The 15,184-nt window shown below is 71.3% G+C and carries 14 protein-coding genes; 6 read left to right on the forward strand and 8 right to left on the reverse strand.

Annotated features, from left to right (window positions below; all coding sequences use genetic code 11):
- Window positions 1-3 precede the first annotated feature (3 nt).
- Window positions 4-831, reverse strand: a complete 828-nt coding sequence (locus Q9R13_RS20015; RefSeq protein WP_310962939.1) for a DUF1028 domain-containing protein — start codon at window positions 829-831, stop codon at window positions 4-6.
- Window positions 828-1,601, reverse strand: a complete 774-nt coding sequence (locus tag Q9R13_RS20020; protein WP_310962940.1) for a 2-phosphosulfolactate phosphatase — start codon at window positions 1,599-1,601, stop codon at window positions 828-830. Before Q9R13_RS20020 ends, Q9R13_RS20015 begins: the two co-directional genes overlap by 4 nt.
- A gap of 89 nt (window positions 1,602-1,690) precedes the next feature.
- Here Q9R13_RS20020 and Q9R13_RS20025 point away from each other — a divergent pair, with 89 nt between their 5' ends.
- The gene (locus Q9R13_RS20025; RefSeq protein WP_310962941.1) at window positions 1,691-2,758 is read left to right on the forward strand and encodes a 6-phosphofructokinase; all 1,068 of its coding nucleotides are present in this window, start codon (window positions 1,691-1,693) and stop codon (window positions 2,756-2,758) included.
- Window positions 2,759-2,773: 15 nt separating this feature from the next.
- Here Q9R13_RS20025 and Q9R13_RS20030 read toward each other — a convergent pair whose 3' ends face one another.
- Window positions 2,774-3,736 carry an NADP-dependent oxidoreductase gene (locus tag Q9R13_RS20030; protein ID WP_310962942.1) on the reverse strand — a complete coding sequence of 321 codons (963 nt, stop codon included), beginning with the start codon at window positions 3,734-3,736 and terminating at the stop codon, window positions 2,774-2,776.
- A 179-nt stretch (window positions 3,737-3,915) separates the two neighbouring features.
- Here Q9R13_RS20030 and Q9R13_RS20035 point away from each other — a divergent pair, with 179 nt between their 5' ends.
- The 4 genes from Q9R13_RS20035 to Q9R13_RS20050 all read left to right on the forward strand — a co-directional run bounded on the left by Q9R13_RS20035 (window position 3,916) and on the right by Q9R13_RS20050 (window position 8,859).
- Entirely contained in the window at window positions 3,916-5,229 is a 1,314-nt protein-coding gene (locus Q9R13_RS20035) for a class II 3-deoxy-7-phosphoheptulonate synthase (RefSeq protein ID WP_310965136.1), read from the forward strand.
- A 127-nt stretch (window positions 5,230-5,356) separates the two neighbouring features.
- Window positions 5,357-5,944 (forward strand): cupredoxin domain-containing protein, encoded by a 588-nt coding sequence (locus Q9R13_RS20040; RefSeq protein WP_310962944.1) that lies wholly within the window; start codon window positions 5,357-5,359, stop codon window positions 5,942-5,944.
- 18 nt (window positions 5,945-5,962) lie between these two features.
- A complete protein-coding gene (locus Q9R13_RS20045) occupies window positions 5,963-6,976 on the forward strand; it encodes a threonine aldolase family protein (RefSeq protein ID WP_310962945.1) in 1,014 nt (337 codons plus the stop codon).
- A 494-nt stretch (window positions 6,977-7,470) separates the two neighbouring features.
- Window positions 7,471-8,859 carry a hypothetical protein gene (locus Q9R13_RS20050; RefSeq protein ID WP_310962946.1) on the forward strand — a complete coding sequence of 463 codons (1,389 nt, stop codon included), beginning with the start codon at window positions 7,471-7,473 and terminating at the stop codon, window positions 8,857-8,859.
- 172 nt (window positions 8,860-9,031) lie between these two features.
- On the opposite strand, the gene Q9R13_RS20055 is transcribed toward Q9R13_RS20050, so the two are convergent.
- Together Q9R13_RS20055 and Q9R13_RS20060 are read right to left on the reverse strand one after the other, a co-directional pair.
- Window positions 9,032-9,691, reverse strand: coding sequence for a DUF6629 family protein (locus tag Q9R13_RS20055; RefSeq protein WP_310962947.1), 660 nt, complete (start codon window positions 9,689-9,691; stop codon window positions 9,032-9,034).
- A gap of 220 nt (window positions 9,692-9,911) precedes the next feature.
- The gene (locus Q9R13_RS20060) at window positions 9,912-10,922 is read right to left on the reverse strand and encodes a S66 family peptidase (RefSeq protein ID WP_310962948.1); all 1,011 of its coding nucleotides are present in this window, start codon (window positions 10,920-10,922) and stop codon (window positions 9,912-9,914) included.
- A 74-nt stretch (window positions 10,923-10,996) separates the two neighbouring features.
- Here Q9R13_RS20060 and Q9R13_RS20065 point away from each other — a divergent pair, with 74 nt between their 5' ends.
- Window positions 10,997-12,367, forward strand: coding sequence for an HNH endonuclease signature motif containing protein (locus tag Q9R13_RS20065; RefSeq protein WP_310962949.1), 1,371 nt, complete (start codon window positions 10,997-10,999; stop codon window positions 12,365-12,367).
- Between the two features lie 93 nt (window positions 12,368-12,460).
- Here the strand turns inward: Q9R13_RS20065 and aroF are convergent, their stop codons facing one another.
- The 3 genes from aroF to Q9R13_RS20080 all read right to left on the reverse strand — a co-directional run bounded on the left by aroF (window position 12,461) and on the right by Q9R13_RS20080 (window position 15,169).
- Window positions 12,461-13,519: a 3-deoxy-7-phosphoheptulonate synthase gene (aroF, locus tag Q9R13_RS20070; RefSeq protein ID WP_310962950.1), complete on the reverse strand. Its 1,059-nt coding sequence runs from the start codon at window positions 13,517-13,519 to the stop codon at window positions 12,461-12,463.
- A 214-nt stretch (window positions 13,520-13,733) separates the two neighbouring features.
- Window positions 13,734-14,207, reverse strand: coding sequence for an SRPBCC family protein (locus Q9R13_RS20075; RefSeq protein ID WP_310962951.1), 474 nt, complete (start codon window positions 14,205-14,207; stop codon window positions 13,734-13,736).
- A 74-nt stretch (window positions 14,208-14,281) separates the two neighbouring features.
- The gene (locus tag Q9R13_RS20080) at window positions 14,282-15,169 is read right to left on the reverse strand and encodes a DMT family transporter (protein ID WP_310962952.1); all 888 of its coding nucleotides are present in this window, start codon (window positions 15,167-15,169) and stop codon (window positions 14,282-14,284) included.
- Between the last annotated feature and the right edge of the window lie 15 nt (window positions 15,170-15,184).

Below are 15,184 nucleotides of genomic sequence, written 5' to 3' on the forward strand. Positions count from 1 at the left end.
GCGCTATCCCTCGCCGCGCAGGATCCGCAGGACCCGCTCGTCGACCCAGCTGCCGTCCTCGGCGACCCGCATCTCGTAGTTCTCCGACCCCACCCAGGCCAGGAAGTCGGCGTGCCCGGCCTCCCTCGAGCGCCGCTCGAGCTCCTCGGCGAGCTCGGGCGTCACGACGACCTTCTCGTCCTCGGTCGAGGCGGTCAGGTAGAGATCGTTGAGGTCGAGCAGCCTGGCCAGCTCCGCGACCGGGCGCTCGTGGTCGTCGACGCGAAGGTCGACGGCGACGTCGTCGAGGCCGCCGTACCCCGCACCCTCGCGGCACACCAGCAGGGCCGCGGACTGCCGGCCGCGCCGGTCCCCACCGGCACGGTCGCCGGCGTCGAGCGCGGCCAGGAGCCGCCGCGCCAGCGGCTCGCCCTCGGAGGCGAGCCAGGCGCGGTGCATCTCCTCGACGACCTCGGGGCCGACCAGGATGTTGCCCTGGATCGCGACGCCGTCGTCGGTGACACCGCCGGCCCAGTCGAAGCAGGCGGGTCCGGTGTGGGTGGCGGCGTTGCCCTCCACGTCGACCAGGCCGACCTGTCGGTGGTCGCGCTTGTCGTCCTCCTCGAGCATCCGCTCCAGGGCCACCGCGGCGGTCGCGCCCTCGTCGAGGAGCGCGAGCCCGATGCCCTTCCAGGCCACGTTGCTGTCCGCTTGGGTCGCGATCGCGCCCAGGCCGGCAACCGCTGCCGGGACCGCAGACCCGACGGCGAGGAACTTCGAGGCCACCGCGACTCCCCAGGCGGGCTCGCCGGTGGCCGGCTCGACGGACATGCCGACGATCGAGAACGTCATGGCACGACGGTAGCGGGCTCGAACCGGTCCCGACGCAGGACGGGCACGGCCGTGCTCGCTCCCACCTCTGCCGCCACGTCCACGTCGGCCTTGAAGCCGGAGTCCGCCAGCTCGCGTCCGCTGGCGCAGCGGTGCAGTGCGGCCCGGACCCATTCGGGGCTGCCGAGCGCCAGGTACGACGCCCGTGCCGTGTCCGCCTCGACGGACTGGGCGCGGTGGCCGAGGTCGTGCAGGGCGGCGAGGACCGCTCCCGCGCCCCAGAGGTCCTCATCGGCCGGCCGCAGGGTGTCGTCGGGCCAGCGCTCGCCGGCGGCGACCACGACGACGCGCTCGGCCCCGATCTCGTGGATCCAGCGGCCCACGGCGGGTGCGTTGCGCAGGCAGCCCGCAACGCAGGTCGCGGCGCGATCGGTCAGGGCGCGGGCGATGGTGGCGCCGTTGGGTGAGGGGAGCGCGATCGTCTGGCCGGCGCGAGCATGTCGGCGCATGCCGGCAGGGGACAGGCTGACCTGGCCGTCGTGGGCTGTCGAGCGGCCGACCGCCAGCACCGCGCCCGCCTCGCGCGCGACGGCCTCGGCGCGCTCGTCGCGCCAGCGCAGCGGGATCACCGTCGCTCCCGCGTCGAGGGCCACGGTCGTCGTCGTGGTGAAGGACAGGACGTCGACGACGACCGCGACATCGACGTCGCGGGCGAGGGCGTTGGCGGCGGCGAGGCCCCAACCGAACCGGATCGGGGCCAGGTCCTGACGATGCGCCCGGGGGATGTCCACGTCCCGATTGTCCCAGCACGACCGGGATGCCGTTCGACGCCCGTGCGCGGCCCGTGACGTGCCGCTCGCGGGTCGCTACGCTGGCAGACTTGAACGATCCAATGGTGTCGATGGAGCCAGGAGTGCAGATGAAGGTCGGTGTGCTGACCGGTGGCGGGGACTGCCCCGGACTCAACGCGGTGATCCGCGCCGTCGTGCGTCGCGGCGTCAAGGAGTTCGGCAACGAGTTCATCGGGTTCAGGGACGGATGGAGGGGACCGCTGGAGGGCATCACCACCCCGCTGGGGATCGACCAGGTGCGCGGCATCCTGCCCCGTGGCGGCACCGTCCTCGGCTCGTCGCGGACCAACCCGTTCTCGGTCGACGGTGGGGTCGAGCAGATCCGGGCCAACCTGACCTCGCTCGGCGTCGACGCGCTCGTCGCGATCGGCGGCGAGGACACCCTCGGGGTGGCGACCAAGCTGCACGAGCTGGGCGTCGCCGTCGTCGGAGTGCCGAAGACCATCGACAACGACCTGTCCGCCACCGACTTCACCTTCGGCTTCGACACCGCGGTCAACATCGCCATGGAGGCGATCGACCGGCTGCACACCACCGCCGAGTCGCACCACCGGGTGCTGGTCGTCGAGTTGATGGGCAGGCACGCCGGGTGGATCGCACTGCACGCCGGGATGGCCGGTGGCGCCAACGTCATCCTGATCCCCGAGAAGCCGTTCGACATCGACGCGGTCTGCGAGCTGGTCGACGAGCGCTTCCAGAGCCACTACGCGCCCATCATCGTGGTGTCCGAGGGCGCCGTGCCCGCAGACGACTCCGCAATGACGTTGGCGTCCGGGGAGAAGGACGCCTTCGGACACGTCCGGCTCGGTGGCATCGGCGACCGGCTGGCCCACGAGATCGAGGCTCGCACCGGCAAGGAGTCGCGTGCCGTCGTGCTCGGTCACGTGCAGCGAGGCGGCACCCCGACCGCGTTCGACCGTTGGCTGGCCACCCGCTTCGGGCTCCAGGCGATCGCCGCGGTCAACGAGGGCGACTTCGGCACGATGGTGGCCCTGCGCGGCACCGACATCGTCCGGGTTCCGCTCGCGGACGCGACCGGTGAGCTCAAGCTGGTGAAGCCCGAGCAGTACGCCGAGGCGGAGGTGTTCTTCGGCTGACGCCGACCCGACGGGTCAGGGCACCAGCAGGATCTTGCCGCCCGGGTGCGCGCCCGCGGCCATCCGGTGGGCGTCCGCGACCCGGTCGAGCGGGAAGGTCGCGGCGACGAACACGCGCAGCAGCCCGTCGCCCGCCAGCTGGGCCAGCTTCGACCGTGCCGCGTCGCGGATCTCGGTGCCCGGGTCTGCGCCGGGTCCGCCTCCCAGCACCGCGACTCCCTCGCGGGGCCCACGCGCGAAGTTGGCGATGGTGGCGATCCGACGGCGGTCTGCGACGAGCGCGAGGGACACATCCATCGCCTCGTCGGTGCCGACGAGGTCCAGGGCCACGTCGACACCGTCCGGGGCGACCGTGCGCACCCGGTCGACCAGCCCGGCGCCGTACGCCACCGGCTCGGCCCCGAGGTCACGCAGTCGGTCGTGGTTGCCAGGTCCGGCGGTCGCGACCACCCGGGCCCCGCGCAGCCGGGCCAGTTGGACGAGCATCAGTCCGACACCGCCGGACCCGCCGTGGACGAGCACCGTGTCGCCGGCGGCGACGTCGGTCGCGGTGAGCAGGTGTACGGCGGTGGCGCCGGTCAGCAGCAGCCCGCCGGCCTCGGCCCAGCCGAGCTCCTGCGGCTTGGCGACGATCGAGGACGCCGGGACCACGATCTCGTCGGCGTAGGCACCGGCGGCCCGGTAGGCGATGACCTCGTCGCCCACGGCGACCGGCCCGTGCGGCCCGGAGACCCGAGGCGAGCTGATCGTCGGCCCGACGCCGGTGACCACCCCCGCGGCCTCCGAGCCGAGGCGGCGGGGCAGGTGGGCAGGATCGTCGCCGAACAGCCCCGCGCGTGCCTTCAGGTCGGCCGGGTTCACGCCGGCGGCCCGCACCGCCACCCGCACCTCGTCGGGACCGGGCTCGGGCCGCTCCACGTCCACGACCGACAGCACATCGGGTCCGCCGTACGCCGTCGCCACCACGATCTTCGTCATGTCGGCCGCAACCGGGCGCCGTGGGCCGTTGTTCCCGGGCTGTTGTCCCGGGCTGTTGTTCCGGGCCGTTGTTGCCGTAGAGCCGGACGCCGGTGGGCTCCCCCGGGCGCTTGTAGACTTGGCCGGTGCCAGACCCCGCCCAGCCCTCCCCGATCCCCACCCTCGCCGAGCTGCACGCCATGGGTGCGGCCCAGCAGCCGGCGTACCCCGACCGCGCGGGCGTGGACGCGGCAGTGGCGCGGCTCCGCTCCTTCCCTCCGCTCGTCTTCGCCGGCGAGTGCGACGAGCTGAAGGCGAAGCTGGCCGCGGTCAGTCGCGGCGAGGCCTTCCTGCTGCAGGGCGGTGACTGCGCGGAGACCTTCGAGGGCGCCACCGCCGACAACGTGCGCAACAAGCTGCGGGTCCTGCTGCAGATGGCGGTGGTGCTGACCTACGCGGCGTCCGTGCCGGTGGTGAAGGTCGGCCGGCTCGCCGGGCAGTACGCCAAGCCCCGCTCGAACGACACCGAGACCCGGCTGGGCACCGACGGCGAGATCACCCTGCCCGCCTACCGCGGTGACGCCGTCAACGGCTTCGAGTTCACCGAGTCCGCGCGCATCCCCGACCCCGCCCGGCTCGTGGAGGTCTACCACTCCTCGGCCGCGACGTTGAACCTGGTGCGCGCGTTCGTCACCGGCGGGTACGCCGACCTGCGCCAGGTGCACACCTGGAACACCGACTTCGTCAAGCACTCACCCGTGGGCCGGCGCTACGAGAAGGTCGCGCGCGAGATCGACCGGGCACTGACCTTCATGCAGGCGATCGGCGCCGACCCCGACGAGTTCCACCGGGTCGACTTCCACTCCAGCCACGAGGCGCTGGTGCTGGAGTACGAGCACGCGATGACCCGGATCGACTCGCGCACCCAGACGCCGTACGACGTCTCCGCGCACTTCGTCTGGATCGGTGAGCGCACCCGCCAGCTCGACGGCGCCCACCTCGAGCTGCTGAGCCATATCCGCAACCCGATCGGGGTCAAGCTCGGACCGACGACGAGCGCCGACGACGCCATCGCGCTGGCCGCAAAGCTGAACCCCGACAACGAGCCTGGTCGACTGACCTTCATCACCCGGTTCGGTGCCCCGCGGATCCGCGACGGGCTCCCCGCGCTGGTCGAGAAGGTCACCGCCGCCGGACTCGAGGTCGCCTGGGTGTGCGACCCGATGCACGGCAACACCTTCGAGGCATCGTCGGGCTACAAGACGCGTCGCTTCGACGACGTCATCGACGAGGTGCAGGGGTTCTTCGACGTGCACCGCTCGCTGGGGACCTGGCCCGGCGGGATCCACATCGAGCTGACCGGCGACGACGTCACCGAGTGTGTGGGCGGCGGTGAGGACCTCCTCGAGGCGGGCCTCGGTGAGCGCTACGAGTCGGTCTGCGACCCGCGCCTCAACCGGGTCCAGTCGCTGGAGCTGGCCTTCCTCGTCGCCGAGATGCTGCGCCAGGCCTGAAGCGCCGCCTTCTGCGGCAGCTGGCGGCGTTGGCGTCGCAGATCGCCCTGAGACCGCCACCCCGAGGACGGCCGACTCCGGGCCGGCTTCCCTGAACCCTCCGGGCCACTTGTCCGTTTCGCCGGGTATGACGCCCTTCCGTTCCGTCCGCGCTGCCGGACTTCTCCTGCTCGGCAGCGCCGCTGTCGTCGCCCTTCCCGCCGGGTCCGCCTCGGCAACGACCGCTGAGGTGTCGGTCACCAACTTCCAGTTCACCCCCGCGCATGTGTCCGTCTCGCAGGGCGGCTCCGTCGGCTGGACGTTCCATGCGATGCACACCTCGACCTCGAACCAAGACTTCTGGAACTCCGGCCGCCGCGCGTCGGGCACCTACACGGTGCACTTCCCCGACGCGGGCAGGTTCGGCTATCACTGCACGATGCACCCGAGCATGACCGGCTCGGTCGCGGGGCCGATGCGCGCGGCCGGCTCAGCGTCCGCCGGCTGGCGGATCGTCTGGTCCTCGCGCAGCAGCACGCCTGCGAACCGGCGCTACGACGTGCAGGTGCGCAAGCCGGGCGGCAGCACCTGGTCGCCGTACCGCAGCGCGTCGGCCGCGCGGTCGTCGTCGTTCGACCCGGCCCGATCGGGCTCCTACGTCTTCCGTGCCCGCACGCGCAACGGCTCGCACGGCGCGAGTGGCTGGTCGCCACACCTGAGCCTGCGCATCTCCTAGCGGTCGTAGGGTCAGGGGGTGACCGATGGCCCGATCGACCTGCGCTCCGACACCCTGACCAAGCCGACACCCGCGATGCGGCGGGCGATGGCCGAGGCGGAGGTCGGCGACGACGTGTACGGCGAGGACCCCACCGTGCACGAGCTGCAGGACCGGGTAGCGGGGCTGTTCGGCAAGCAGGCGGCGTTGTTCACCCCGACCGGCTCGATGGCGAACCTGCTTGCGGTCGCTGCTCTCGTCGGGCCGGGGCAGGAGGTGCTGTGCGAGTCCAGGGCCCACATCGTGCGCGCCGAGCTGGGGGCGCACGGGGCGATGACCGGGATCACCAGTCGGACCTGGGCGCACCCGGACGGCCAGGTCGACCTCGCCGCGATCCAGGACATGTACGCCCCCGACATGGGTCCGTTCTTCGTGCCGACGGCGGCGGTCTCGGTGGAGAACACCCACAACTTCGCCGGGGGAGCGGTGCTGCCCCTCTCGGACCTGCGTGCCCTCCGCGGCTGGGCGGACTCGGTGGGCTGCGCCATCCACCTCGACGGTGCTCGGATCTGGAACGCTCACGTGGCCACGGGGACGCCGCTTGCGGCGTACGGCGAGGTCGCCGATGTGCTGGCGGTCTGCCTCTCGAAGGGTCTCGGTGCGCCGGTCGGCTCGCTGGTGGTCGGCTCGGCCGACGCGATCGCCGAGGCGCGTGTCCGCCGCAAGCGGCTCGGTGGCGGGATGCGCCAGGTCGGGATCCTCGCCGCGGCCGGGCTGCACGCCCTCGACCACCACATCGAGCGGCTCGCCGAGGACCACGAGAACGCCGCCCTGATCGCTGAGGCCTGCGGGGTCGACCCCGCCTCGGTCGCCACGAACATCGTGGTCGTCGACGTACCCTCCGCGCCTGCGACCGTCGAGGCCGCCCGTGCCGAGGGCGTCCTCATCGGTGCGGTGGGGCCACGCCGGGTCCGCCTGCTCACGCACCTCGACGTCTCGCGGCAGGATGCCGAGCAGGCAGCAAAGGTGCTGGCGCGCGTTCTCGGGCGCTGAGCTGGCTCGCAGTCCTGTTGCTGGATCCGTCAGGCTGCCGTGACCGGCCGTGCCGATGAGCGGACGCAGTGTGGTCACTCGCTCCATGCCTGCGAGCCTGCATGCAAGCACGCGCGTTGGAGTTGGGCGTACGCGTCGTTCTGAGTCGCGATCCGTGCTGCTCGGGTGAGCGACGTGAGATCCTGTCTTTCGTGATCTGGAGACTGCCCAACCCGGTTCGCGGGATCGTTGTGTTCCTCGGCGTCTTCGTCGTTGGATCAGCGCTCGGCGGGTTTGGTATGGGCATGGCGGAACTCGCGGTCTTGGGCCTTCTGGCAGCTGGAGCCGCAATGATCGTTGCGACGCGCCCGACAGGGGACCGCCGCTCTTCGCGCTGACCTAGCGCTAGGAGTCCACGTCCTCACCTGCCGCAGTCAGGGCGGTCGACGCTCGGCGGGAGGGCGGCGACCGGTCGGTGGAAGAAGTTCTCCACAGATCGTCGGCGGGGGTCGAAAGTGTCGGTGCTGCCGGGCAGGATGGTCACATGTGGATCGAACAGGACAGCGAATACAGAGGGAGCGTGCAGCCGCCGACGGCGTGCGGCTGCGGCTCGCCCGTCCGCTGCCGATCCGGTTCTCGATCAGCTCGTCGCGCTGGACGCCGAAGAGCGCCGCGTCGGGATCGCGAAGCTGCAGGCGGTCCTGGACTGGGCGCATGCCCACCCCGGGACACCCGGCGACTGCGCGTCCTGGGATCCGGCGCTGCTCGTGCTGGATGCCGCCGAGGACGCGCTGGACAACCTGGGTGGGGAGGGCACGCCGGCGGTGGCGGAGTTCGCCGTCGACCAGCTCGCCGCCCGGCTGGACGTGTCGACCGGGCAGGCGATGAGCCTGGTCGCCGACACTCTGAACCTCGCCCACCGCCACCCGCGCCTGTGGGCCCGCGTCCAGTCAGGTGGGGTGCCGGTCTGGTTGGGCCGCAAGATCGCGACCGCCTGCTGCGGCCTGCCCGCCGAGGCTGCCGCCTACGTCGACACCCACACCGCGCATCTGGCCGGGAGGGTGGCGTGGCGTCGGATCGACGCGCAGATCGCCTACGCCACCGCGAAGTGGAGGCCGGATACCGCGGCCGAGGCGGAGCGGCAAGCCAGCGACTCCCGACATGTGAAGATCGCGTTCCCTACCCGCGGCCGGCCCGGCGGTGATCCAGCCCGTCCCGGCGACATCGCCGCCGCCGACCTCTACGGTCGGCTCTCCACCACGGATGCTCTCAAGTTCGACGCGCTCGTGGCCGCGAAGGCCGCCGAGCTGGCCGCAGGCGGCGACACCGACCCCCTCGACGTGCGTCGCGCCAAGGCACTCGGTCTGATCGCCGACCAGCTGATGACCGGCGAGCTCGACCTCCAACTCGGCGCAGTCGACGGCGGCGATCCGCAGCGCCGCGCCGTGTCGGACCGGCGGTCCTGCCTGCCGGCCACGCTCCACCTGCACGTGCGGGCCGAGGATCTGGCTGCCCACCTCGCCGCGTCCGGCAGTGACAGCCGACTTGGGGTGGTGGAGAGGCTCGGGCCCGCCACGCTGGACCTGCTCGCCGACTGGCTGGGCGAGACCGACCTGGTCGTGCGACCGGTGCTGGACATGGGCCGCACCGACGCGGTGGACCACCATGACCCGCCCGCCTGGATGCGCGAGCTGGTGATCCTGCGGGATCGGCACTGCGTGTTCCCGCACTGCGCCCGCGACGCCCGCTCCTGCGACCTCGACCACGTCGACCCCTACGTCCCGATGGATCAGGGCGGTCCACCCGGCCAAACCACTCCGGCGAACCTCGCCCCCTTTGTGCCGGCGGCACCATCGGTTGAAGACGTTCACCCGCTGGCGATACCGACGCATCCCAACCGGTGACTACGAGTGGACCGACCCGACGGGCCGGACCTACCTCGCACCCCTCTGACCGCCGTCTCCCGCTCCACCGCCAGCCTCGCTGGTCACACCGCCGGACCCGGCCAGGCATCCGCCTGCCCGGGCCATCGGCGCGCTCGCGGTCGGTGACCATCGGCTCGCCCGCTCATCCGGCTCACGCTGTGCCGAGCCGCTCGAGATCGGGAAGGTGTCGCCTCAGCCACAGGTGTGCCAGCGCCAGCACTGACGTCATTGCGGCGTAGATGCACCACAGCGAGGCGAACGTGTGGCTGTAGAACCAGGCCACCACGACCAGCCCGACCAGGTTGAGCACACCGAACACGACGATCGAGCGATAGCCGGACAGCACCGCCGCGCCGATGACCGCCAGCACATAGAGCACGGTCCAGACGAGTGGGGCGGCCAGCCCGACGTCGTACTCCAAGGCGTGCGGATGGGCGGTGACCTGCACGCCGTGGGCGGCGACCGTCCAGGCGAGGTACGCCGACACCACCGCCCCGAGGCCCACGAACGGCCACATCCGGGCCCGGCGGTTCCGCGGCTCCAGCAGCAGCACCGCGACCGGGACCAGCAGTGGCAGCAGGGGCAGTGCGATCACGACGTACGCGACCGCTGCCGCGTGCGCGACGCCCGAGGACACGTCGCCGTCGTCACCGGCCCAGACGAGCGACTCGATGAACTGGTGGGCGGCGAACACCGTGGGCAGCGCGGCGAACGCGACCTCGCGCCGACAGCGCACCTCCCGCAGGCTCAGGGCGGCCACCGGCACGATCGCGGCGCCGACGGCGAGGTCGGCCTGGACGGAGAAGCACACGCCCGGGGGTACCCAACATCGTGGCCGACACCGACACCGACACCGACGCACCGATCCGGTAGCCGTCACCGGACCCGTCCGCTGAGAGCTGTGGTCACGACACGGCACCCGGATCGGCCGCGGGAACAGTTCTCCACAGGTTCGGCTCGAGGCTCGATACAGATGCTCCGGCGTGCCGTCACGGTGAGTTCGGCGCGTCTTGACGAGCGAGGCCGGCGCTCTACCTCAGTTCCTGCGTGATCTGGCGAGTGTCCCCGTCGACCGTCAGGGTCGCCAGCGCGCCGTTGACCAGAGGGAGGTGCGGCGGCACGTGTCCGATCTCGAGGTCGAGCACTATCGGCAGTTCGAGGCGCCCGAGCGCGTCGATGACCGCCTCGTCCTGCGTCAGCTTCGGATTGTCGGCGGCGTTGGTCCGGCCGATCAGGATCGCGTTGGCGTGCTCGAACCATCCGGCCAGTCGAAGCCCGTGGAGATTGCGGCAGATCGTCGCTGCCTCGTCTTCTGCGGCTTCGAGGTAGACGATCAAGCCGTCTTCGGCATGCTGCTCACCAAAGCCGGCGACATCGCCGTAGGGCGTGCCGGCCAGGTTGGCGACCGCCTCGATGCACCCACCGATCAACCGACCCGTCGCAGAGACCGATTCGGCGCCGTGGAGTCGCCAACTGGCGGTGCTGATGTCCTTCCAGTCGACGGCGTGGGGGTCTTCTTGGAATTGCCACCAGTCGGCGATCCGACCCGAGTCGCGCTGAACATGCGGTCCCGGGCCCGACGCCAACGCGATCCACGACTGCAAACCGGCCGGAGTTCGGTAGGGCGTGTCGGCGAGGTTGTCGCCGTGCAGGGTTGCCCAGCCGAGACGTGTGGTGATGGGCAGCAGCACCGTCGACAGATCGGAGTAGCCGACGAGCCACGTGGGTTCGGCGGCAGCGAGGGCGTCCCAGTCGAGCAGGTCAACGAGGTCGATCGCGGTTTCACCGCCCCAAGGAGGAACGACTGCACGGATGGTCGGGTCGCACAGCATGGCCGTCAGTTCGGCGGCGCGCCGCTCGGCTGGCGCAGAGGTGATCCCCGACCCGTCCATGCACGCCCCGACGATCACGGCGTAGCCCTGGTCGCGCAGCCAGTTCACGCCGAAGGAGACGCGCTCAGCGCCGGAGCCGCTCGCCCCCGCCGACGGTGACGTCACGGCGATCGTGTCGCCCGGCTTGAGTGGGGTCGGAAAGCGAAGCATGACCCGATCCTGCCAGTGGGGACTGATGCGGCCTACCGAGCATTACTGTCGGTGGGCGCAGGCATGATGGGAGTATGCGGATCGAACAGATGAGTGGATACAACGGCATTCGGCCCGCCACCCGGCGCGCTCCCGTCGTGTCCGATCCACTGCTGGACCACGTCGCCGACTGCGACGTCCAGGAGCGCTGGGCCGGGATCGCGAAGCTGGAGGCGGTGCTGACGTGGGCGCAGGCACATCCCGGCACTCCGGGCGACTGTGCGTCATGGGATCTGGCACTGATGAATCTCGCCACCGACGCGGACGGCTTGGATCATCTCGGCGGGGAGGGGACGCCGGCGGTGGCCGAGTTCTGTGTGGAACACCTTGCGGTCCGGCTGGAGGTCTCGACCGGGCAGGCGATGAGCCTGGTCGCCGACGCCCTCGACCTGGCCTACCGGCACCCCAGGCTGTGGGCGCGGGTTCGCGCGGGGGCGGTGCCGGTGTGGCTGGCCCGCAAGCTCGCCTCCGCATGCACCGGTCTGCCGGCCGAGGCTGCTGACTACGTCGACACGCGCACTGCGCACCTTGCGGGGCGAGTCGCTTGGCGGCGGATCGAGAAGGAGATCGCCTACGCCACCGCGAAGTGGGACGCGGACAAGACTGCCGAGGCCGAACGACAAGCGCGCGACTCCCGACATCTCGACATCGACTTTCCCACCCGCCGCGGGGGATCACCGGCGCGGCCCGGCGACATCGCCGCCGCCGGTCTCCGTGGCCGCCTCTCCGCGACCGATGCCGTGAAGTTCAACGCTCTTGTCGCCGCGAAGGCGGCTGAGCTCGCCGCGGCCGGGGATGCAGATCCGTTGGATGTGCGCCGGGCGAAGGCCCTTGGCCTGATCGCCGACCAGTTGATGACCGGCGAGCTCGACCTGGCTTTCGGCGGCGACGGCGCCAGGTCGAAGAAGTCGTCTCTGCCGGCAACGTTGCACGTGCACGTGCGAGCCGAGGACCTCGCGGCCGGGGGCGACGGCGACGGCACGGGCATCGGCGTCGTCGAGAGGCTCGGCCCGGCCACCCTGGACCTGCTCGCCGACTGGCTCCGCGAGACGGACCTGACGATCAGGCCGGTCCTCGACCTGGGTCGAACCGACGCCGTCGATGCCCATGACCCGCCGGCCTGGATGCGCGAGCTCGTCATCCTCCGCGATGGCCATTGCGTGTTCTCGCGGTGCGGCCGCGACGCCCGGTCCTGCGACCTCGACCACATCCAGCCCTACGTCCCGATGGACGAGGGCGGGCCGCCGGGCCAGACACGACCGGACCACCTGGCGCCGCTGTGTCGACGACACCACCGGCTCAAGACCTTCACCCGTTGGCGCTACCGACGGCTGCCCGCCGGCGACTACGAGTGGACCGACCCCTCAGGTCGCACCCACCTCGCACCGGTCACCAGGCCCCACTGAGCAGACCGATCCGCCCGACCCGGCCAGGCACGCCTGTCCGGGCCACCGGCGCGCTCCCGCGAGCGGTCTGGGAGACCGCCCCCGACGAGCGCGTCAGACGGCGCTCCCGACCGTCCGGATCCGCTGCGCGGCGTCTTCGCGACCGACCACCGGCGGCAGCTGTCGACAGGCCTGGGCAAGGGCGCGCAGGTCATTGCCGAGCAGGGCCTGCGGACCGTCGCAGCGGGCGCTCTCCGGATCCGGATGCACGTCGACGATCACGCCGTCGGCGCCGACCGCGATGCCGGCCCGGGCCAGCGGCACCACCAGGTCCTTGCGGCCCGCCGCGTGTGAGGGATCGATGATCACCGGGAGGTGCGAGATCGCCTGCACGGCCGGCACCGCGGAGATGTCCAGGGTGTTGCGCATGGACGGCTCGAAGGTCCGGATGCCACGCTCGCACAGCACCACGTCGAGGTTGCCGCGTTGTGCGACGTACTCCGCAGCCATCAGCCATTCCTCGATGGTCGCGGTCATGCCGCGTTTGAGCAGGACCGGTTTGCCGGCCTCGCCGACGGCCTGGAGCAGCCCGAAGTTCGCCATGTTGCGGGTGCCGATCTGCAGCATGTCTGCGTGCTCGACCACGATGCTCACGTCGCGAGCGTCGACGACTTCGGTGACCACAGGCAGCCCGGTGACCTCGCGGACATCGGCGAGGATCTCGAGCCCGCGGACGCCCAAACCCTGGAAGGCGTACGGCGACGTCCGCGGCTTGAACGCCCCGCCACGGAGCAGGGTGGCGCCGGCCGCCTTGGCCATCTCCGCGGCCTCCAGGGTCTGCTGCGGGGTCTCGACGGCGCACGGGCCGGCGATGAAGGTGAACGTGTCCGGGCCGATCGGCACCTGGCGATCGGCGCCGACCCAGACCGTCGAGCGGTCGCGGTGGTGTTGTCGGCTGACCAGTTTGAACGGGTCCGAGATGCGGTGGACGTCCGCGACACCCGCCATGGTGCGCAGGTTCAGACCGTGGAACGACTCGATGTCGCCCACCAGGCCGATGATGGTGCGCACGACACCGCGGCTCACGAACGCCTCTCCGCCGACGCCCTCCACGCGCTCGGTGACGTGGGCGATCTCCTCGTCGGTGGCATCCGGTTTCATCACCACGACCATGGGTGTTCCTCCTTGATGGGGCCCCGGAGACCACAAAGCCCCTGGAGCGTCTGCCAGGGGCTGGTTGTGCGCGCGACGTGACCTAACCGGCCGCCGTCGGCTGTCCCGTGTCTGGGACCCCCGGCGAGCTGGCAAAGAGATAGGTCCAGGTGCGCACGTGAGAACGGTACCGGCCCACGCCGAGCGGGTCGGCGGGCATCCGCGATGTGGATGCTCAGGACTGCAGGTGGGCCGCCTCGGCCGCGGCGGCGATGTCGTCGAGGTCGTGCCGGAGCAGCTTGCGCGTGTGCTCGTAGTCGAAGACGCCCCACGTGCTCCACAGCGCCTTGCCGACCGGTGAGCGGTCGGACATGTCGGCCGAGAGCGTCATCGAGAGCCGGGTCGTGTGGTCGTGCGGCGTCAGCGAGTACGACGTGCTGACCCGGTCCTTTCCCAGCCTGGTCATCACCATCGTGTGTCGAGGCGGCACCGACTCGACGACCTCGAGCTCCTCCTCTCCGTGGTGGCCCAGGAGGCTGCGCTGCTCGCGCCAGCGGGTGCCGACGTCGTAGGGCCCCTCGGTGAGCAGCTCCACGTGGCTGACTCCGTGCCGGACCCGGTCCTCCTGCGCGACGTCGGTGAGGACGTTCCAGACGTCCTCCACGGTCGCGTTGATGGTCCGGTCGAGGACGATCACGTGTGCGGTCATGGCCGCCTCCTGGGTGCAGGGGAGCTCTCCCTTGCATGGTCCGCCCGGACGGCGTTCTCGACAAGCCCTTCGGCTCAGACGGCGATGTGGGGGACCTCGGCCTCGACCTTGCGGCGCGGCAGGGTCTCGACGATGAGCATCGCCGCCACGACGAGACCGCCGCCGAGGATCATCCGGGAGGTGACCGACTCGCTGCCCAGCAGTACGGCGAAGAAGGCCGCGAACACCGGCTCCATGCTCATGATGATCGCGCTCCGTGTCGGAGCCAGGTGCGCCTGTGCCCAGGTCTGCCCGAGCATCGCCAGGGCGCCCGCGAACACCGCCATGTAGACCACCGAGATCCAGTCCGCCGGACGGTGGGGGAGGGCGATCCCGTGCGGCAGTGCCGCCACCGTGCAGATCACCGCGATCACGATGATCTGCACGATGGACATCCCGAGCGCGTCCCGTGGGGTCGACCAGGCGCCCAGGCCGACGATGTGGAGCGCGTAGACCATGGCCGCCACCAGGGTCAGCGCCTCGCCGTACCCGAAGGACAGGCCGGTCAGGGTCAGTACGGCGAGGCCGAGCACGGCCAACCCGACCGCGAACCAGGTCATCGGCACGATCCTGGTGTGCAGTACGACGGCGGCGAACAGCGGCGTGCAGACCACGTACATCCCGGTGATGAAGCCGGACACGCTCGCCGGAGTGTGCGCGAGCCCCGCGGTCTGCAGGATCTGGGCGGCGCCGTAGAGGCAGCCCAGGGCGATCGCGTGCCGCCGCTTGACCGCGCTGAGCCGTCCGACGGCGCGCGGCGCGAGCAGGAGCAGGGTGAGCGCTGCGATTGCGAACCGAACCGCCAGGAAGTCGACGACCGGGACCCGGGTGAGCAGGTCGTGGATCAGGAAGAAGGTCGATCCCCAGCACGCCGCCATCGCCAGCAGCGCTGTGCTGGCGAGAAGGCTGGTGCGGTCGCTCATGACCGCACCCTATGG

It is taken from the genome of Nocardioides marmorisolisilvae (assembly GCF_031656915.1).
GTDB classification, from domain to species: domain Bacteria; phylum Actinomycetota; class Actinomycetes; order Propionibacteriales; family Nocardioidaceae; genus Marmoricola; species Marmoricola terrisoli.